This is a genomic window from Thiocystis violacea (assembly GCF_016583575.1).
Lineage (GTDB): Bacteria > Pseudomonadota > Gammaproteobacteria > Chromatiales > Chromatiaceae > Thiocystis > Thiocystis violacea.
On record NZ_NRRG01000055.1, the window covers coordinates 11,484 to 30,673 of the forward strand.

General features: G+C 64.2%; 18 protein-coding genes. 16 read left to right on the forward strand and 2 right to left on the reverse strand.

Annotated features, from left to right (window positions below):
• Nucleotides 1-78: 78 nt before the first annotated feature.
• On the reverse strand, nucleotides 79-2,766 hold the full coding sequence (glnD, locus tag CKO27_RS19700) for a [protein-PII] uridylyltransferase (protein WP_200376629.1): 2,688 nt from the start codon (nucleotides 2,764-2,766) through the stop codon (nucleotides 79-81).
• On the reverse strand, nucleotides 2,763-3,545 hold the full coding sequence (gene map / locus CKO27_RS19705) for a type I methionyl aminopeptidase (RefSeq protein ID WP_200376630.1): 783 nt from the start codon (nucleotides 3,543-3,545) through the stop codon (nucleotides 2,763-2,765). The genes glnD and map overlap by 4 nt, the downstream gene beginning before the upstream one ends.
• A gap of 432 nt (nucleotides 3,546-3,977) precedes the next feature.
• Between map and rpsB the strand changes: the two genes are divergently transcribed.
• The 16 genes from rpsB (at nucleotide 3,978) to CKO27_RS19785 (ending at nucleotide 19,021) form a co-directional block, all read left to right on the forward strand.
• Entirely contained in the window at nucleotides 3,978-4,700 is a 723-nt protein-coding gene (gene rpsB, locus CKO27_RS19710; RefSeq protein ID WP_200376631.1) for a 30S ribosomal protein S2, read from the forward strand.
• A 151-nt stretch (nucleotides 4,701-4,851) separates the two neighbouring features.
• Complete coding sequence (gene tsf, locus CKO27_RS19715; protein ID WP_200376632.1) at nucleotides 4,852-5,739, forward strand: translation elongation factor Ts; 888 nt, start codon at nucleotides 4,852-4,854, stop codon at nucleotides 5,737-5,739.
• A 58-nt stretch (nucleotides 5,740-5,797) separates the two neighbouring features.
• Nucleotides 5,798-6,520 (forward strand): UMP kinase, encoded by a 723-nt coding sequence (pyrH, locus tag CKO27_RS19720; RefSeq protein WP_200376633.1) that lies wholly within the window; start codon nucleotides 5,798-5,800, stop codon nucleotides 6,518-6,520.
• A 1-nt stretch (nucleotide 6,521) separates the two neighbouring features.
• Nucleotides 6,522-7,079 carry a ribosome recycling factor gene (frr, locus tag CKO27_RS19725; protein ID WP_200376634.1) on the forward strand — a complete coding sequence of 186 codons (558 nt, stop codon included), beginning with the start codon at nucleotides 6,522-6,524 and terminating at the stop codon, nucleotides 7,077-7,079.
• A gap of 79 nt (nucleotides 7,080-7,158) precedes the next feature.
• Entirely contained in the window at nucleotides 7,159-7,899 is a 741-nt protein-coding gene (locus CKO27_RS19730) for an isoprenyl transferase (protein WP_200376646.1), read from the forward strand.
• Between the two features lie 4 nt (nucleotides 7,900-7,903).
• Nucleotides 7,904-8,728, forward strand: a complete 825-nt coding sequence (locus CKO27_RS19735; protein WP_242471018.1) for a phosphatidate cytidylyltransferase — start codon at nucleotides 7,904-7,906, stop codon at nucleotides 8,726-8,728.
• 13 nt (nucleotides 8,729-8,741) lie between these two features.
• Nucleotides 8,742-9,929: a 1-deoxy-D-xylulose-5-phosphate reductoisomerase gene (gene ispC, locus CKO27_RS19740; RefSeq protein ID WP_200376636.1), complete on the forward strand. Its 1,188-nt coding sequence runs from the start codon at nucleotides 8,742-8,744 to the stop codon at nucleotides 9,927-9,929.
• A gap of 5 nt (nucleotides 9,930-9,934) precedes the next feature.
• Nucleotides 9,935-11,299, forward strand: a complete 1,365-nt coding sequence (rseP, locus tag CKO27_RS19745) for an RIP metalloprotease RseP (protein ID WP_200376637.1) — start codon at nucleotides 9,935-9,937, stop codon at nucleotides 11,297-11,299.
• Nucleotides 11,300-11,447: 148 nt separating this feature from the next.
• Nucleotides 11,448-13,709: an outer membrane protein assembly factor BamA gene (gene bamA, locus CKO27_RS19750; protein ID WP_242471019.1), complete on the forward strand. Its 2,262-nt coding sequence runs from the start codon at nucleotides 11,448-11,450 to the stop codon at nucleotides 13,707-13,709.
• A 15-nt stretch (nucleotides 13,710-13,724) separates the two neighbouring features.
• Nucleotides 13,725-14,240, forward strand: a complete 516-nt coding sequence (locus CKO27_RS19755) for an OmpH/Skp family outer membrane protein (RefSeq protein ID WP_200376639.1) — start codon at nucleotides 13,725-13,727, stop codon at nucleotides 14,238-14,240.
• A gap of 73 nt (nucleotides 14,241-14,313) precedes the next feature.
• On the forward strand, nucleotides 14,314-15,360 hold the full coding sequence (gene lpxD, locus CKO27_RS19760; RefSeq protein ID WP_200376640.1) for a UDP-3-O-(3-hydroxymyristoyl)glucosamine N-acyltransferase: 1,047 nt from the start codon (nucleotides 14,314-14,316) through the stop codon (nucleotides 15,358-15,360).
• Nucleotides 15,360-15,872, forward strand: a complete 513-nt coding sequence (gene fabZ / locus CKO27_RS19765; RefSeq protein WP_200376641.1) for a 3-hydroxyacyl-ACP dehydratase FabZ — start codon at nucleotides 15,360-15,362, stop codon at nucleotides 15,870-15,872. Before lpxD ends, fabZ begins: the two co-directional genes overlap by 1 nt.
• On the forward strand, nucleotides 15,869-16,639 hold the full coding sequence (gene lpxA / locus CKO27_RS19770) for an acyl-ACP--UDP-N-acetylglucosamine O-acyltransferase (protein WP_200376642.1): 771 nt from the start codon (nucleotides 15,869-15,871) through the stop codon (nucleotides 16,637-16,639). The genes fabZ and lpxA overlap by 4 nt, the downstream gene beginning before the upstream one ends.
• A gap of 30 nt (nucleotides 16,640-16,669) precedes the next feature.
• Nucleotides 16,670-17,833 carry a lipid-A-disaccharide synthase gene (gene lpxB / locus CKO27_RS19775; protein ID WP_200376643.1) on the forward strand — a complete coding sequence of 388 codons (1,164 nt, stop codon included), beginning with the start codon at nucleotides 16,670-16,672 and terminating at the stop codon, nucleotides 17,831-17,833.
• A gap of 3 nt (nucleotides 17,834-17,836) precedes the next feature.
• Complete coding sequence (rnhB, locus tag CKO27_RS19780) at nucleotides 17,837-18,427, forward strand: ribonuclease HII (protein ID WP_200376644.1); 591 nt, start codon at nucleotides 17,837-17,839, stop codon at nucleotides 18,425-18,427.
• A 225-nt stretch (nucleotides 18,428-18,652) separates the two neighbouring features.
• Nucleotides 18,653-19,021: a c-type cytochrome domain-containing protein gene (locus CKO27_RS19785; RefSeq protein ID WP_242471020.1), complete on the forward strand. Its 369-nt coding sequence runs from the start codon at nucleotides 18,653-18,655 to the stop codon at nucleotides 19,019-19,021.
• Nucleotides 19,022-19,190: the final 169 nt, after the last annotated feature.

Genomic DNA, 19,190 nt, shown 5'->3' on the forward strand with positions numbered 1-19,190 from the left:
GCGAGACCCCAGAGTAACAGACCGGCGATAGCCGGCCAGACGCGGCGAGCGCCATCTCCCGGATTGCTCGCGCGCCAGCTAGGCGCTCGGATTCTGGCCTTCGAGTCTGTCATGGATCTCGCGCCTCAGGCAGGCGAGCGCGCGCTCGCAGGTGATGGGTGTCTCGTCCTCGGTGGTGATGAAGAAGACATCGTCGACCTCGGCGCCGACGGTCGCGATCTTGGCGTTCTGAAGCCGGATTCCGCAACTCTGAAACACGGCCCCCACCTCCGCGAGCAGTCCGGGTCGATCCAGGGTCGTCAGCCGCATGATGGTCCTGTGATTCGGCTCGTCCGGTGAGAAACAGACCCGGGTCTCTATGGGAAAGTGCCGATGACGACGGGGAACCGAGCGCGCCACCTTGATGCTGGCATGGGCCGGTTCCGTGATGCGCGCGACCAGTGTCGCGCGGACCTCTTCCATCCGCTCCGGGTCGTCGACCGGTGTGCCATCCTGGTCGAGAACCTGATAGCTGTTGACGGCCATGCCGTCATCGGTCGTCATGACCCTGGCGTCCATGATGTTCAGGCCCATCTGGTCGAGCGTGGCGGTGGTGCGGGCGAAGAGGTTGGCCCGATCGCGCGAGTAGATGAAGATCTCGGTTCCGCCGCGCGCCGTGACGGGGCGAATGACCACCAAGGGGTATTGCGTGGGATCCGTGTCCAGGATCCGGCGCGTCTGCCAGGCGATTTCGTCGGGCGAATTGTGCAGGAAGAAATCCAGGCTGAATTTGCGCCAGAGTGTGTCGCAGTCGCCGGGGTCGGCGCCGTAGCGGGCGACCATGCGCAGGCTTTCGGCCCGTTTCTGGTCGATCAGTTCGCTCTGGGCCTGCGGGTTGTCCAGGCCGCGCAGCAGGGCGCGGCGGGTGCCGTGATAGAGCTCGCGCAGCAGGGCATCCAGCCAACTGTTCCAGCGCTGTGGATTGGTCGCGCGGGCGTCGGCGACGGTCAGCAGATAGAGATAGTCGAGCCGTGTCGGGTCGCCGATGAGCGCGGCGAACTCCTGGATCACCTCCGGGTCGCTGATGTCCTTGCGCTGGGCGGTCATGGACATGACCAGATGCTGTTCCACCAGCCAGGCCACCAGTCGACTGTCGAACTCGCTCAGACCGTGCCGTTGGCAGAAGCCCCAGGCATCGCGGGCGCCGAGGATGGAGTGGTCGCCGCCGCGTCCCTTGGCGATGTCGTGAAAGAGCCCGGCCAGATAGAGGAGTTCGAGCTTGGGGATGCGCCGACCGACGGCGCTGCACAGGGGGAATTCCTCGTCGTGCTTGGGGATGGTGAAGCGGCGCAGATTGCGCAGCAGCATCAGGGTGTGCTCGTCGACCGTGTAGACATGCAGAAGGTCGTACTGCATGCGCCCCACGATGTTGGCGAAGGCCGGGATGTAGGCGGCGAGAACCCCATAGCGGCACATGCGCCGGATGGCATGGGTGAGTCCGGAGGGTTCGCGCAGGATCTCCATGAAGAGGCTGCGGGCACGCAGGTCGGCGCGGAAGGCGTTGTCGATGCGGTGACGGTTCTCGCGGATCAGGCGAATGGTGCTGGCGCGCACGCCCTCGAGCTCGGGGCGGGTCTGGAGGATGTGAAAGACCTCCAGCAGGGCGATGGGGTAGCGTCTGAAGACGCTTGGCGAGGTCACCTCCAGATAGCCGCTGCGCGATTGGAAGCGTTTGTTGATCGGAACCGGCGGGCCGATCTCGTCATGCAGCAGGATCGCCTCGCGAAACAACTGGAGCAGCATCTCGTTGAGGCGGTTGAGTTCCTGGACCGTGCGGTAATACTGCTGCATGAACTGCTCGACGGCGAGATTGTTCTCCCCGTCGTGGAAGCCGAACTGTTGGGCCAGGGTTCGCTGATAGTCGAACAGCAGCCGGTCCTCGCGCCGCCCCGCCAGACGATGGAGCGAGAAGCGGATGCGCCAGAGTAGCGTTTGCCCCCCGACCAAGGCCTGATGCTCTGATTCGGTCAGGAAATCGTGATCGACCAGCTCGTGCAGGGTCTCGGCGTCGAAGTGACGCTTGGCGACCCAGCCGATCATCTGAATGTCGCGCAGCCCGCCCGGATTTTCCTTGATGTTGGGCTCCAGGTTGTAGGCGCTGTCGCCGTACTTCTGCCAGCGTCGACGCTGTTCCTGGGTCTTGGCGGCGAAAAAGGACTCGCTGTCCCAGATCCGATCGGGACCGGTCGCCTCGCGCATTTGCCGGAAGAGCGATTCGCTTCCGCACAGCCGGCGCGCCTCCATGAGGTTGGTCATGACGGTGACGTCGCTCCTGGCCTCGCGGATGCAGTCCTCGACGGTCCGCACGCTGTGCCCGACTTCCAGTCCGATGTCCCAGAGGAAGGTCACCAGCCGTCCGAGCGGCTCGGCCAGTTCGCTGTCGGCCTTGGGGTCGATCAGGATCAGGATGTCGATATCCGAGGCCGGCTGGAGCTCCTGGCGCCCGTAGCCGCCGACCGCCGCCAGCGCCGCGTCCGGGGTGTCGCCCAGATGCAGGGTCCAGACCTCGCGCAGAACCTCGTCGATGAGCTGGCTGCGCTCCTGAACCAGGAGGGTAATGGGAATACCGAGGTCGTACTGATGGTAGAGATGTTCCTTACCGCTCCCGAGGCGCGCCTTGAAGGCCGGGATCGCGGCGAGGGGCGTCTGGGGGGCGACGCCGGACGTTTCCTCGCGCGGGAGCGGGGAGGGCGTCGCGATGTCGGCCGGCTGGGCGCCGCTGTTCATGATGGCGAGGGGTCGTCGCGCTCCTCGGCGCGCAGGGTCAGGATCTCATGGCCCGTCTGGGTGACCAGCACCGTGTGCTCCCACTGAGCGGACAGGGTTCGGTCCTTGGTGACCACGGTCCAGCCGTCCGGCAGAACCTTGATGAAGCGTTTGCCGGCATTGACCATGGGCTCCACGGTGAAGCACATGCCGGGCTGGAGCCGCAGCCCCTCGCCCGGCTTGCCGTAATGCAGAACCTGGGGATCCTCGTGAAAATCCCGGCCGATCCCATGGCCGCAGTATTCGCGCACCACCGAGTAGCCCTGGGATTCGACGAACCGCTGGACCGCGTGACCGATATCGCCGAGCGTCGCCTCGGGACGCACGGCGGCGATGCCGAGCATCATGGCCTGCTGGGTGACGGTCACCAGCCGCCGGGCGAGCACGGAAGGTTCGCCGACGAAGAACATCTTGCTGGTATCGCCGTGATAGCCGTTCTTGATCACGGTGATGTCGATGTTGACGATGTCGCCTTTCCTGAGCCGTTTGTGGCTCGGAATGCCATGGCAAACCTGGTGATTGACCGAGGTGCAGATGGACTTTGGAAAACCGCGGTAATCGAGCGGCGCGGGGATCGCGTCCTGGATTTCGGTGATGAACCGGTGGCAGATACGGTCGAGCTCGTCCGTGGCTACCCCGGGCTTGACATAGGGCTCGATCATGTCGAGCACGTCGGCGGCGAGCCGGCCCGCGACGCGCATCTTTTCGATCGCCTCGGGCGTTTTGATCTGTACACTCATTTTGCGTCTGGATGCGTCCACTGTCTTGGTGTCGGTTCTCGTCGTCAAGCGCCCAGGCAATTGCCCCTGCAGAACCGGCTATGGTATAAAACGCGGCGCGCTGCCGCAATTGACGCCCGCCCTACGGCTTCTAATGTTGGGGCCATGACGGCCGCGCCAAGCGAGAAACGAAGGTTTTTCGCTTTCTTTATTCGACTCTAACGAGGGTTGCGACGAGTTCCCGTCTGGCCAAGGCCGCGCGCCTGGTTTGTCGTGATCGCGTGGCACCAGGCGTGAGATTTGGCCTGGCCAGGCGCCAGTCAATCCGAGTCGATCCGTCCACACACGCGCCGTCACAGGTGGCTGGGTGCCCGTTGATATTCGGGTTGCCGCCTGGGGTGCGTGGAGGTCCAACCCAATTACTCAGGAATCAAGACATTGAGCGAAGTTACAATGCGGCAGATGTTGGAGGCTGGAGTCCACTTCGGCCACCAGACCCGTTACTGGAACCCCAAGATGGGGGCCTTCATTTTCGGGCATCGCAACAAGATCCATATCGTCAACCTCGAGAAGACGCTTCCGCTCTATCAGGATGCCGTCAACTTCATGGGTACCCTGACCGCCAATGGTGGCAAGGTGCTCTTCGTCGGCACCAAGCGCGCGGCGCGCGAAGCCATTAGCGAGGAGGCGGCCCGCTGCGGCATGCCCTTCGTGAATCATCGCTGGCTTGGCGGCATGCTCACGAACTTCAAGACCATTCGTCAGTCCGTCAAGCGCCTCAAGGATCTGGAGGTCATGTTCGAGACCGGCTCGATCGAGCGCTTCAACAAGAAAGAGGCCCTGGGTCTGTCCCGTGAGCGCGCGAAGCTTGAGCAGAGCCTTGGCGGCATCAAGAATATGGATGGCCTGCCGGACGCCATGTTCGTGATCGACGTGGGTCACGAGAAGATCGCCGTGACCGAGGCCAACAAGCTGGGCATTCCGGTCATCGGCGTGGTCGATACCAATAACGACCCCAGCAATGTCGACTACGTGATCCCCGGCAATGACGACGCGATCCGCGCCGTTCGTCTCTATATCTCCGGGGCCGCGGACGCCATCCTCGATGGTCGCAGCACCGCCGCCGCCATGGTCGGCCGTCGCGATGTCATCGAGGAGTCGGAGCCGTCCGCCTAGGGCCGGAGGCTCGCGTCGCCGGGCGCGCCGGGGTTCCGACCCCGAGACCGCCCCGGAAAGGCCCATTGCGAGCCGTCGCGTTCAGCGGCGGCTCGCCCCATCAAGAATTTCAGTAGGCCCTCTCCTGGAGGGTTAACGAGGTGATCCAGCAATGGCGATTTCAGCCGCAATGGTCAAGGAACTGCGTGAGCGCACGGGCGCTGGCATGATGGAGTGCAAGGCCGCGCTCGTCGAGGCCGACGGAAACATCGAGGCCGCCATCGATGCCATGCGCAAGTCCGGCCAGGCCAAGGCCGCGAAAAAATCCGGACGCACCGCGGCCGAGGGCGTGGTCATGATCGGGATCGCCGAGGGCGGCAAGCGCGGCGTCATGGTCGAGATCAACTGCGAGACCGATTTCGTGGCCAAGGACTCCAATTTCCAGGCCTTCGCGGAGGCCGTGGTCGCGACCGCGCTTGCCGGCGATGCGCCGGACGCGGAGCAGCTCGCGGCCCAGACGCTGGTCGGCGAGCCATCGACGACCGTCGACGCCTCGCGCGAGGCCCTGATCGTCAAGATCGGCGAGAACGTCCAGGTGCGCCGACTGCTGCGTTTCGACGGGGTCGAGGGCGTTCTTCACAGCTATCGTCACGGGGTTCGCATCGGCGTGGTGGTCGAGCTGGTCGGGGGCGACGAGTCGCTTGGCCGCGATATCGCCATGCATGTCGCGGCGAGCAATCCGCTGTGCGTGAGCGAGGAACAGGTGCCGTCGGAGGCGCTGGCCAAGGAGCGGGAGATCTTCAAGGCGCAGGCGCTCGAAAGCGGCAAGCCCGAGGCGATCATGGACAAGATCGTCGAGGGTCGCGTGCGCAAGTATCTGGAGGAAGTGACCCTGGTCGGCCAGCCCTTTGTCAAGGATCCCGAGCAGACCGTCGCCAAGCTGCTCAAGCAGGCGGGCGCCCAGGTGCGTCGCTTCGCGCGCATCGAGGTCGGCGAGGGCATCGAGAAGAAGACCGAGAACTTCGCCGAGGAGGTCATGGCTCAGGTTCGCGGTAACTGAGTCGTTGCTGTATCCTCGGACCCCATCCGATCCACGCCCCCTCACGAGGTAACCGGCCATGACGGCCCCCGCCTATCGACGCATCCTGCTCAAGCTCAGCGGCGAGGCGCTCATGGGCGCTGGTGCCCATGGTATCGATCCGGATGTCCTGGAGCGCTTCGCGCGCGAGGTCAAGGGGCTCGTCGATCTCGGTGTCCAGGTGGCCCTCGTGATCGGGGGCGGCAACATCTTTCGTGGTTCCGGTCTGGCGGCGCGCGGCATGGATCGCGTGACGGGCGACCAGATGGGAATGCTGGCAACGGTGATGAATGCCCTGGCCATGCAGGACACCCTGGAGCGCCTCGGAACCCCCGTGTGTGTCATGTCGGCCCTGCGGATCGGCCAGGTCTGCGAGGACTACATCCGTCGCCGTGCCCTGCTCCATCTGGAGCGGGGGTGCGTCGTGATCCTGGCGGCTGGGACCGGCAACCCCTTTTTCACCACGGATTCGGCGGCCAGTCTGCGGGCGATCGAGATCGGCGCCGACCTCTTGATCAAGGCCACCAAGGTCGATGGGGTCTATTCGGCGGATCCGGTGACCGAGCCGGGCGCGACCTTCTATCCTCGCATCAGCTACGATCAGGCGCTTCGCGAGGGACTCAAGGTGATGGACGCCACGGCCATCGTGTTGTGCCGTGACCATGGTATGCCACTGCGTGTCATGAATATCAACGAGCCAGGGGCCCTGTCGCGATTGATCCGCGGCGAGGACGTCGGCTCATTGGTCGTAAGCGGGAGCTAAGATGATCGACGATATCAAGAAAGACGCGGCCGACCGCATGGCCAAGAGTGTCGAGGCACTCTCGCACGAGCTGGCCAAGATTCGCACCGGCCGCGCGCACCCTTCGTTGCTCGACCACGTCATGGTTTCCTACTACGGCTCGGAGATGCCGATCCGTCAGGTCGCGAACGTCAATGCCGAGGACGCGCGCACCCTCGCGGTGACCCCGTGGGAAAAGAACATGGTGCAGGCGATCGAGAAGGCGATCATGCAATCGGATCTGGGCCTCAATCCCAACACGGCGGGCACCGTGATTCGAGTGCCCATGCCGCCCCTGACCGAAGAGCGTCGACGCGATCTGATCAAGGTCGCGCGTCATGAGGCGGAGCAGGCTCGTGTGGCGGTTCGCAATATCCGCCGCGACGCGAATCACGAGCTGAAGGAACTCGTGAAGGAGAAGATGATTTCCGAGGATGACGAGCGGCGTGGTCAGGAAATCGTTCAGAAGCTGACCGATCAGTACGTCAAGGATGTCGACGCGGTATTGGCGGAAAAAGAACAAGACCTGATGTCCATCTGAGGACGGGCCGCCGATCCCTGATCTACCTATCGTGGAAACCGCATCCCCCGTTGTACTCGTTGCCGAGCCCGAGCGTCGCATGCCCCGGCATGTCGCCATCATCATGGATGGCAACGGTCGTTGGGCGAAGCAACGCAACCTTCCGCGCACGGCGGGGCATCGCGAGGGGGTCAAGAGCGTGCGCGCCGTGGTCGAGGAGAGCGCGCGCCGGGGTGTCGAGATCCTGACTCTGTTCGCCTTCAGCAGCGAGAACTGGCGGCGCCCGCGCACCGAGGTCAATATCCTCATGGAGCTTTTCATCAGCGCCCTGAGGAACGAGGTGCGGCGGCTGCACGAGAACAAGGTTCGCCTGCGCGTCATCGGCGAGCGCGCGGCCTTTCCGGAGCGTTTGCAGCATCGCATCGCCGAGGCCGAGGCGCTCACGGCCGACAATACCGGCCTGCATCTCCAGGTGGCCGCCAACTATGGCGGACGCTGGGACATCACCCAGGCGGCGCGCCGACTGATCGCCGAGGTTCAGGCCGGCCTGCTGGATCCCGAGTCGATCGACGAGCGGGTCTTCGCCAGTCATCTGTCCTTTCCCGACCTGCCCGAGCCCGACCTCTTCATCCGAACCGGTGGTGAGCAGCGTTTGAGCAATTTCGTGCTCTGGCAGTCGGCCTACGCCGAACTCTATTTCTCCGAGGTTCTCTGGCCGGATTTCGACGAGGCCGCCTATGGGCAAGCCCTGGAGGACTACGCGCGTCGCCAGCGTCGCTTCGGTCGCACGGGTGACCAGATCGAGGCCCCGACCCTGGTCGGTGCCCGCGCACGGGGCTAATCTCTTGTCGGCTTCGAGCAATCTGAGACGTCGCACGCTGACCGCCCTGGTCCTGGGACCGCTGGTCATCGGGGCTGTACTCTGGTTGCCGACACCGGCCTTCGCGGTCTTCTTCGCGCTGGTGGTGCTGATCTCCGCCTGGGAGTGGTGCGGACTCGCCGGGATCTCCGGGATACCGTCGCGAGCCGCCTACCTGGCGTTCATGGCGATCGGCCTGGCCGCGCTCTGGTGGTTACCGCAATGGCAGGTTCCCTTGCTTGTGGCCAGTGTCCTCTGGTGGATATTCCAGTCGGTCAGGATCCTACGTTTGCGCCGGGTCGATCCGGTCTCGGGCGCGCGACCCCTGCTGCTGGCGATCGGATTCCTGGTGCTTGCCGGCCCCTGGGTCGCCTTGATCAGCCTGCATCGAATCGACCCGATCGGTCCCAGCCTGGTGTTCTCGCTGCTGATCCTGATCTGGACGGCCGATTCGCTGGCCTATTTCGTCGGCCGCCGCTGGGGACGGGCCAAGCTGGCGCCCGCGGTGAGTCCGGGTAAGACGCGCGCCGGCGTCCATGGCGCCATGGTCGGAGCGGGCCTCTGCGCCCTGCTGTTCGCCTGGTTTCTCGCGCTTGATCCGTTCCACGCGCTCATGGTGCTGGCGGTCTGCGCCTCGACAGCCCTGATCTCGGTCGTGGGCGACCTCTACGAGAGCCTTCTCAAGCGCCGCCGGGGGCTGAAGGACTCGAGTCAATTCTTGCCCGGTCATGGCGGTTTTCTCGATCGGATCGACAGCCTGACCGCGGCCGCCCCCCTCTATGCCCTGGGGATGACCTGGGCCCTAACCTGAGCGGAGTAGGATGGTGATTGGCGTGACCGTACTGGGGGCCACCGGCTCCATCGGTGTCAGCACGCTCGACGTGTTGGCCCGTCATTCGGATCGTTTTCGGGCGGTGGCCCTGACCGCCAATCGGGATGTCGAGCGGCTCGCCGAGCAGTGTCGCCAGCATCGCCCCAGGTATGCCGCGATGGCCGATCCGGAATCGGCCCGACGTCTGCACGAGAGCCTCTCGGACATGCCCGATCGCCCCGAGGTGCTCGCGGGCATCGAAGGGCTCGAGCAGTTGGCGTCGCTCCCGGAGGTCGATTATGTGATGGCCGCCATCGTCGGCGCCGCCGGACTGCGCCCGACCCTGGCGGCGGCGCGCGCAGGAAAGCGCGTCCTGCTGGCGAACAAGGAATCGCTGGTGGTCGCTGGCGCCTTGCTGATGCGGGCCGTGGCCGACAGCGGTGCCGAATTGCTGCCCATCGACAGCGAGCACAACGCCATCTTCCAGTGTCTGCCGGCCAACTTCAGCGATGGGCTCCACAAGGTCGGCGTGCGACGCATCCTGCTGACCGCCTCGGGCGGACCCTTGCGGGACTGGCCAATCGACCAACTTTCCGCCGTCACCCCGGAGCAGGCATGCGCGCATCCGACCTGGGCCATGGGGCGCAAGATCTCGGTCGATTCGGCGACCATGATGAACAAGGGGCTGGAGGTCATCGAGGCCTGCTGGTTGTTCGGAACCGATACCGACCATATACAGGTGGTCGTGCATCCTCAAAGCATGATTCATTCACTCGTCCAGTACGACGACGGCTCGGTGCTGGCTCAGCTCGGGAATCCGGACATGCGAACCCCCATCGCCCACGCCATGGCCTGGCCGGAGCGGATCGACTCGGGCGTGACGCCCCTGGATCTCTTCGCGGTCGCGCGTCTCGATTTTCAGGAGCCGGATCTGGCCCGCTTCCCCTGTCTGGGGTTGGCCTTCGAGGCCGCGCGACAGGGCGGCACGGCCCCGGCGGTGCTCAACGCCGCCAATGAGATCGCGGTCGCGGCCTTTCTGGAGCGACGGATCGATCTGCCTGGGATCGCGGCCGTCGTGGGCGACGTGCTCGCGGGCTTCCCGCATGCCTCGGTCGAGGATCAGGGGCTCGAATTCCTGCTGGATGTCGATCGCCGCGCGCGCGAGCACGCGGAACGATTGGTGGGCTCAAGGGTCGATTGACCACCATGGACATTCTTTTCGCCATCGCCTCTTTCATCGTCGCCCTGGCGATCCTGATCGCCGTGCATGAATTCGGGCATTTCTGGGTCGCTCGCCGTCTCGGCGTCAAGGTGCTGACATTCTCGATCGGGTTTGGGCGGCCGCTGCTGCGTTGGCGTCGCCATCCGGACGACACCGAATACGTCCTGGCCATGATTCCGCTCGGCGGCTACGTCAAGATGCTCGACGAGCGGGAAGAGGAGGTGCCGAAGGAGTGGCTCGGTCGGGCCTTCAATCGGCAGGCGCTGTGGAAGCGCTCGGCGATCGTCGTCGCGGGGCCGCTCTTCAACCTGCTGTTCGCGATTCTTGCCTATTGGGCGATCTTCATCCTGGGCGACTCGGGGCTCAAGCCCGTGGTGGGCGAGGTCGAGCCCCAATCGGTCGCGGCCGAGGCGGGTTTTCTGCCGGGCGATGAATTGCTGCTGGTCGGCGACCGCCCGGCGCGAAGCTGGGAGACCGCCCTGATCGCCCTGACGATCGAGGCCATGAAGGGCACGGACCTGTCGATCCAGGTGCGCGACGCCGATCGACAAGAGCGCGAGCGCATCATTCCCGGCGCGGCCGTCGCCGGTTTGACCGAGGCGCCCGATCTGCTCGGGCGGCTTGGCGTGCAACCCCGTCGCCCCGCGATTCCCGCCGTGATTGGCGAGATCGTGCCGGGCGAGCCGGCGGCGCTGGCCGGTCTCGCGGTGGGCGATCGGGTGATCGCCGCGAATGGCGAGTCCATCGATTCCTGGCGGGATTTGGTGGCCCTGGTCCGTGAACGGGCCGGCGAGACCATCCGGCTCGATGTCGAGCGTCAGGACCGGGGCGTCCTGAGTCTTGATATCATCCCGAGCGCGACCGAGGTCGATGGCCAGTCGGTCGGGCGGATCGGAGCCGGTGTCGAGCTGCGCGATGACCTGATGGAGGACTACCTCGTCCAGGTGCGCTACGGCCCGGTCGAGGCCATGGGCCAGGCGCTCGACAAGACCTACGAGATGAGCTTCCTGATGCTCCGCATCATGGGCCGGATGCTGATCGGCGAGGCGTCCGTGCACAATCTGAGCGGGCCGATCACCATCGCCGAGACGGCCGGACGCACGGCGAGCTATGGCCTGGACTCCTTCGTCAAGTTTCTCGCCATCGTCAGCATCAGTCTGGGCGTCTTGAATCTGCTGCCCATCCCGGTACTCGACGGGGGCCATCTGTTCTTTTATCTCATCGAGTGGATCAAGGGCAGTCCGGTGTCCGAGCAGGTTCAACTCCAGGGCCAGAAGCTTGGTTTCATTCTGCTAGCCGCCCTGATGACCCTTGCCTTTTATGTCGACCTGTCCAGGCTATTGGGCTAATTAGAGCGGATCCCTTATACTAGCGCGCCTTGGATGCCGGCTGCCCGGCGGAACTCGGCTTGACTTAGGGGAACCCCTCTTGCGCGCGAAAAACCAGATTCTTGGACGTGGCGCATGGCAAGCGCTCTTGTTAGGCGCCCTGCTGTCAATGGCCCACCTCTCGGCCCTCGCCGAGGTGTTTCAGGTCTCCGATATTCGGGTCGAGGGGTTACAGCGAATCGCGCCCGGCACGGTTTTCAACTATCTGCCCGTGCAGGTCGGCGATACCGTTGGCGACGACGTCACGGGCGGCATCATCCGCTCGCTCTACCAGACCGGTTTCTTCGACGATGTCAGGGTCGAGCGCGACGGCAGTGTGCTGGTGATCTGGGTCCGCGAGCGTCCCGCCATCGCCGAGATCAAGATCAGCGGTAACAAGGATATCGAAACCAAGGCGCTGGACGCGGCCCTGGCGGATATCGGTCTCAAGGAAGGACGGGTGTTCAACCGTTCCGTGCTCGATCGGATCGAGCAGGAGTTGGAGCGCCAGTATTTCGCGCGCGGCAAGTACGGCGTCCTGGTCCAATCGACCGTCTCGCCGCTGGAGCGCAATCGGGTCGCGATCAACATCGAGGTGATCGAGGGACTGACCGCTCGTATCAAGCAGATCAATATCATCGGCAACAAGGACTTCGAGGTCGATGAACTGCGCAGGCAGTTCGAGCTTGGGCCGACGCGCTGGAATTCCTTCTACGCCAAGAATGACCAGTATTCGAAGCAGAAGCTCGCGGGCGATCTGGAGTCGCTGCGCTCCTTCTATCTCGATCGCGGCTATATCAAGTTCGACATCAAGTCGACCCAAGTCTCGATCAGCCCCGACAAGAAGGAAATCTATGTCACGGTCACCATCGAGGAAGGCTCGCCCTTCCGTGTGAGCGACATCAAGCTGGCCGGTGATCCCTCCGTTCCCGTGGAACAGTTGTTTCCCCTGATTCAGCTCAAGCGTGGGGAGTTCTTCTCGCGCAAATCCACCACCGAGAGTGCCGAGCGGATCTCCAGTCTGCTCGGAGACGAGGGTTACGCCTTCGCCAACGTCAACACCGTCCCCGAGATCAACGAAGAGGCCCGTGAAGTGGCCGTGACCTTCTTCGTCGACGCCGGCAAGCGCGTCTATGTGCGCCGGGTCAATATGAAGGGCAATACCCGGACCCGCGACGAGGTGTTGCGACGCGAGATGCGTCAGTTGGAGACCGCCTGGTTCTCCACCGATCTGGTTCGCAAGTCGCGCGAGCGTCTCCAGCGTCTGGGGTATTTCGAGGATGTCTCGATCGAGACCCCCGCCGTGCCCGGTTCGGCCGATCAGCTGGACGTGGATGTGACGGTCAAGGAAAAGCCCGCCGGCAATCTGGCCGCCGGTGTCGGCTTCTCGCAGTCCCAGGGTATCCTGCTCAACGCCAGCGTGACCCAGAACAACTTCCTGGGTACCGGCAAGCGTGTCTCGGTGGCCTTCAACACCAGCACCGCGACCCGGCTCTACCAACTGGGATACAACAATCCCTACTACACGGTCGATGGGATCAGTCGCGGCTTCAACCTGTCCTACCGGGAAACCGACTATGACGAGCTGGTCGGCGCGGATTATTCGACCGATGTCGGCGTGGCCGGAATGACGTTCGGGCTGCCCATCACGGATACCAGCCGCGCGGGACTCGGCTTCAACTATCAGTACACGGATTTCACGGCGGGCGAATCCGATCTGGCCCAGCAGTTCGTGCAGGAAAATGGAAATACCTTTCACGATTTCGCCCTCCTGGCCGATTACACGAACGATACGCGGGACACGGCGATATTCCCGACGCGCGGTAGCCTGAGGACCGCCCGCGCCGAGCTGACCGTTCCGGGGAGCGACCTCCAGTATTACAAGCTCCATTACGAGGAGCAGATCTATATTCCCCTGACCTCGCGTTTCGTCTTTTCGATGACCGGCAACCTGGCCTATGGCGACGGTTATGGCGACAGCGACTACCTGCCCTTCTTCGAGAATTTTTACGCCGGTGGTCCGCGTTCCGTGCGTGGCTGGAAGGCCAACTCGCTGGGCCCGCGCGAAATCAGCACCGACGATCCCGTCGGCGGCAATCTCAAGTTCTCCGGCAGCATGGAGATCTTCGCCCCCGCGCCGGTCGGTGGTCAGTTCGAGAAGACCCTGCGCCTCGGTGCCTTCCTGGATTTCGGAAATGTCTGGTCGACCTATGATTCGGATCTCCTGACGTCGGGCGAATTCGATCTGGGCGATCTGCGCTACGCGAGCGGCCTCTCGGTGACCTGGCTCTCGCCGGTCGGGGCCTTGTCGGTGAGTCTGGCCTTCCCCCTCAATGAAAAGGAGGGCGATGATACCCAGTTGTTCCAGTTCGGATTCGGTCAGACCTTTTGATCCCTGGAGTCGCGCGTGAAGACCCTTGCCGTCCCGCTTCTGAGTCTATTCCTGGCGCTTTTCCAGCAGACGCTCGACGCGGCCGACTATCGCATCGCCGTGGTGGATCCGAATCGGGTCGTCGAGCAGTCTCCGCAGTACGAAGCCGCTCGGGATGCCTTGCAGCGGGAGGTCGAGGAGCGAGAGCGGGATCTGCGCGATCAGCAGGAGCAGATCACCGCCTTGCAACGGCAACTGGAGCGCGATGGTTCGCTGATGAGCGAGAACGAGATCCAGCGTCTCCAGAACGATATTCGCAGTCGCACCCGCAAGGTCAAGTACGCAAAGGATGAATTCCAGGACGATTTCGCCCTTCGTCAGAGCGAGTTGCGGACCAAGCTTGGCCGTCAGGTTCAGGAGGTCGTCGTCGAACTGGCCAAGGAGCAGAAGATCGACCTCATCCTCAGCGAGGGGCTGGTCTACGCCAATCCTCGGATCGATATCTCGGATCTCGTCATCGAGCGCCTGAAACAGGAATTCGACAAGAAGTGAGTCCGGCGACACGCCTGGATCCGCGTTCGTTCCGAACGGCGCCTTGACGCCCCACGGCCTGGAGGCTGAACGCTTGGAGATCTGTCTCGGAGAGCTCGCCGCCCGTCTCGGTGTGCCTTTGCGGGGTGACGGCGCGGTCCTGGTGACCCATGTCGCCCAACTGACCAACGCGGATCCTCGCAGCCTGACGTTTCTCGGCGATCCCGCCTATCGTCCCTATCTGGCCGAGACCCTGGCCGCAGCGGTGATCCTCTCCGAGTCCGACGCCGAGGCCGCCAGGGTTTGCGTGCTGGTCAGCGACAATCCCTATCTGACCTTCGCCAAGGCGGCGCGTATCCTGCACCCGGATCCCCCGGTGGTGGCGGGCATCCATCCTTCCGCCGTGGTCGATCCCGGCGCCCGTGTGGATCCCACGGCTTGCATTGGGCCGCTGGCGGTGCTGGAGGCGGGCGCGGTGGTTGGTTCCCGTGTGTTCATCGGGCCGGCCTGCCTCCTCGGAGAGGGGGCGGAGGTTGGCGAGGATAGCCGTCTGGTCGCGCGGGTCACACTCTGCGCCGGAACCCAGATCGGCCGACGGGCCTTGATCCATCCGGGCGCGGTGATCGGTTCCGATGGCTTTGGTTTCGCCAGGGAGGGAGAGCGGTGGATGCGCATTCCTCAGGTCGGACGGGTGATCCTCGGTGACGACGTGGAGATCGGGGCCAACACCACGGTCGATCGCGGCGCGATCGGTGACACGCGCATCGGACATGGCGTCAAACTGGATAATCTGATCCAGATCGGTCACAACGTCGTGGTGGGCGACAACACCGCCATGGCGGCCAATACGGGCATTTCCGGCTCGACGCGGATCGGGCGCAATTGCACCGTCGCCGGGGCGGTGGGGATGGCGGGGCATCTTGAGATCGGCGATGACGTTCATTTCACCGGCATGGCCATGGTCACCCGGTCGTTCAAGGAGGCCGGTCACTACAGCAGCGGAATACCAGCGATGCCAAGCGCGGAATGGCGACGCAGTGTGGCGCGTTTCAGACACCTGGATGAGTTGACGCGCCGAGTCAAACAACTTGAAGCCAAGATCGCAACCATGAATGAAACACAAGGGCGGGAGGAATCCTAATGGATGGTTCGCATCCGGTTCCCACGGAATCCAGTCGGCCCGAGGGGGGCGCGGAGGACGTCGTGAGCACGATGGATATTCACAAGGTGTTGAGCCTCTTGCCGCACCGTTATCCGTTCCTACTGGTCGACAGGGTCGTCGACTACAAGGTGAACGAATACCTGGTCGCGCTCAAGAACGTCTCCTTCAACGAGCCGTTTTTCACGGGTCATTTCCCGGTGAGACCGGTCATGCCGGGTGTCCTGATCGTCGAGGCCATGGCTCAGGCGACCGGATTGCTCGCGATGGCATCGCGTCCGGACCTGGTCGGTGAAAAGTCGCTCTACTATTTCGTCGGCATCGATAAGGCGCGCTTCAAGCGACCCGTCGAGCCGGGCGATCAACTGATCATGGAGGTTCGGCTTGGTCTCGTGCGCCGGGGAATCTGGAAGTTCGATGGCGAGGCCAGGGTCGATGATCGGGTGGTCGCCACGGCCGAGATCATGTGCACGGCCAGGGATTACGACGCTTGATCCACCCGACCGCCCTGGTCGACGCCGGCGCCGAGCTTGACTCCAGCGTCGAGGTCGGCCCCTTCGCGGTGATCGGGGCGGGCGTGCGGATCGACGCCGGTACGCGCATCGGGCCGCATGCCGTGCTCCGTGGACCCATGCGGATCGGGCGGGACAACCGTATCTTTCAGTTCGCCTCCGTGGGCGAGGATCCACAGGACAAGAAGTACGACGGCGAGCCGACCCGGCTGGAGATCGGTGATCGCAACCAGATCCGCGAATTCGCGACCCTGCATCGCGGGACGGTCCAGGACCAGGGCGTCACCCGTATCGGCGACGACAATCTCTTCATGGCCTACACCCATGTCGCCCACGATTGTCGTATCGGCAACGAGGTCATCATGGCCAACGCGGCCTCGCTCGGCGGCCATGTCGAGATCCAGGACTGGGCGATTCTCGGCGGCTTCACCATCGTGCATCAGTTCTGCCGGATCGGGGTTCATGGCTTCTGCGCCATGGGTTCGGTGCTGACCAGGGATGTGCCACCCTATTTCATGGTCGGCGGTCATCCCGCCGAGCCTCACGGCATCAATGTCGAGGGATTGCGTCGGCGCGGTTTCGCCGCCGAAGCCATCCAGGCGATCAAGCGCGCCTATCGGGCGCTCTACATGGCCAATCTGAAGCGGGACGCGGCCTTGGCGCGCATCCGCGAGATGGCCGATACCACCCCCGAATTACGGATTCTGCTCGATTTCATCACCGAGAGCGGTCGCGGGCTGATTCGCTGATCCAGTGGTCGACGGAGGGCTCACCAGATCATGAACCAGGGGGCCGACCCTCTCGTCATCGGTATCGTCGCCAACGAGGCCTCGGGCGATCTGCTCGGCGCTTCCCTCGTGCGCGAGATTCGCCGCCGGATCCCAGGGGCGCGCTTCGTCGGCGTGGCCGGGCCACGCATGCAGGAGGCCGGTTGCGAGACCCTGTTCGACATGGAGCGACTGTCGGTCATGGGGCTCACGGAGGTGCTCGCCCATCTGCGCGAACTGCTCGGGCTGCGACGCCAATTGAGACGCTACTTTCTCGAACATCGTCCGCATGTCTTCATCGGCGTGGATGCGCCGGATTTCAATCTGGGCCTGGAGCGACGGCTGCGCGGGCAGGGGATCAAGACCGTGCATCTGGTCAGTCCGACCGTTTGGGCCTGGCGGCCGGGACGGGTCAAGGGGATCCGCCGCGCGGTGGATCTGATGCTGAGCATCTTTCCGTTCGAGGAGGCCTTTCTCAGGGAACATGGTGTGCCGGCGACCTACGTGGGTCATCCGCTCGCGGATGAAATCCCGCTGGAGGTCGATCGTTCACAGGCGCGCGCCGCGCTCGGGTTACCCCTGGAATGCCGGGTCATGGCCCTGCTGCCGGGGAGCCGCGTCGGGGAGATGCGGCGTCTTGCCGCGCCCTTCATCGAAACGGCCCGGTCGTGCCTGGCGGGCGAGCCGGACATGCGGTTCGTGGTTCCTCTCGTCAACGCCCGGCTGCGTGGCCTCTTCGAGGCCGAATTGCGGCGGTTGGCCCCAGGGCTCCCCGTGACCCTGGTGGACGGGCGCGCTCGGGACGCGATCGCCGCCGCCGACGTCGTGCTCACCGCCTCGGGAACGGCCACGCTGGAGACCCTGCTGCTGAAGCGTCCGATGGTGGTCGCCTATCGGGTCCATCCTCTCACCTACCATCTGGTCAAGGGACTCGGTCTGGTGAAGGTGCCCTATGTCGCCATGGCCAACCTGCTGATCGGCCGCGACCTGGCACCGGAATTTCTCCAGGACCGTTGTCGCGCGGATCTCCTGGCCCCCGCCCTCATGGCCTTCCTGGACGCCCCGGAGCGGGTCGCCGGGATCCAGGCCGAGTATGGTCGCGTCCATCGCACACTGCGTCGGGACGCGGCCGCGACCGCCGCGACCGCCGTACTGGCCCTGATCGGGCGCGCCTAGCCAATGGCCGGCGGGATTCTGCTGATCGCGGGTGTCGACGAGGCCGGACGCGGACCATTGGCCGGCCCCGTGTGCGCTGCCGCGGTGATTCTGGATCCGGCGCGCCGGATCGATGGGATCGCCGACTCCAAGAAGCTCACGCCGGCGCGTCGGGAGCGTCTGGATGGACTGATCCGAGAGCGCGCCCTGGCCTGGTCCATCGCCTGGGCCAGCGCCGGGGAGATCGATCGGTTGAATATCCTGCAAGCGACGATGCTGGCGATGCGCCGTGCGGTGGCCGCGCTCCAGGTCACGCCTGGCCGGGTGCTCATCGACGGCAACCGCTGCCCGGATCTCGATGTCGACGCCGAGGCGATCGTGGGCGGTGACGGGAGCGTTCCGGTCATCGGTGCGGCCTCGATCCTGGCGAAGGTCGCGCGCGATCGCTTCATGGTGCGATTGGATCTGGAGTTCCCCGGCTATGGCTTCGCCAAACACAAGGGCTATCCGACCCGAGACCATCTGGAGGCCCTGCGAAGGCTCGGACCGACCGTTCAGCACCGCCGCTCTTTCGCTCCAGTGCGTGAATTGGTCGGGATTAGTTCCCAGGCGTGAGATTGCAATTGGCTCGTCACGACATTTTTTCGCGAAAACTGATGCCCCGTTCATGGTTTTGAAGGTGCGACTGGGGCTATGTTTACCGCCGGACGATCTGCCTTCCACACGCCTGCTAGGGAAGATGTGAAAGCGGATGGCTGGGCGCTAGCGCGAGCCCCTAGACTAGACTTGCCGAGCGAGTTGTTCTCTGTCACAGCGAGAGATGAAACCATGAAAAAAACCATGACGCATACAGCCCTTATTGCCCTGCCCCTCGCCCTGGTGCTGACGGGTTGCGGCCAGCCATCGAATGTGAGCTTCAAGCAGGACGTGCTGCCCATCATCAGCAAGCATTGCGTCGAATGTCATTTGCCCGGCGGGGCTGGCCACGAGGCCAGCGGATTCCTGGTCGAGTCCCATGCCAGTCTGATGAAGGGCACTAAGTTCGGTCCGGTCATCGTTCCGGGCGACTCCTTGTCCAGCAGCCTTTACCGGCTCGTGGCCGGCGAGGTGGATGCCTCCATCCGCATGCCGCACGGCAAGGATCCGCTCAGCCAGCAAGAGATCGCCATGATCGAGACCTGGATCACCCAGGGCGCGCAAAACAACTAGCGGAACCGGCCTCGCTTCACCTCGGGCGGCCACGGCTGGGGCACCAGTTCGCCGCCGCCTGTTCCCTTCGGAGGCTGGCCGCGGCCCAGCCCAATCGAAGACGTCGCGTTCGACTCGTCTTCCGCGGCACAGGGGGGCCGCGCCGGTCGATACCGCTCCCTCCCTCCCT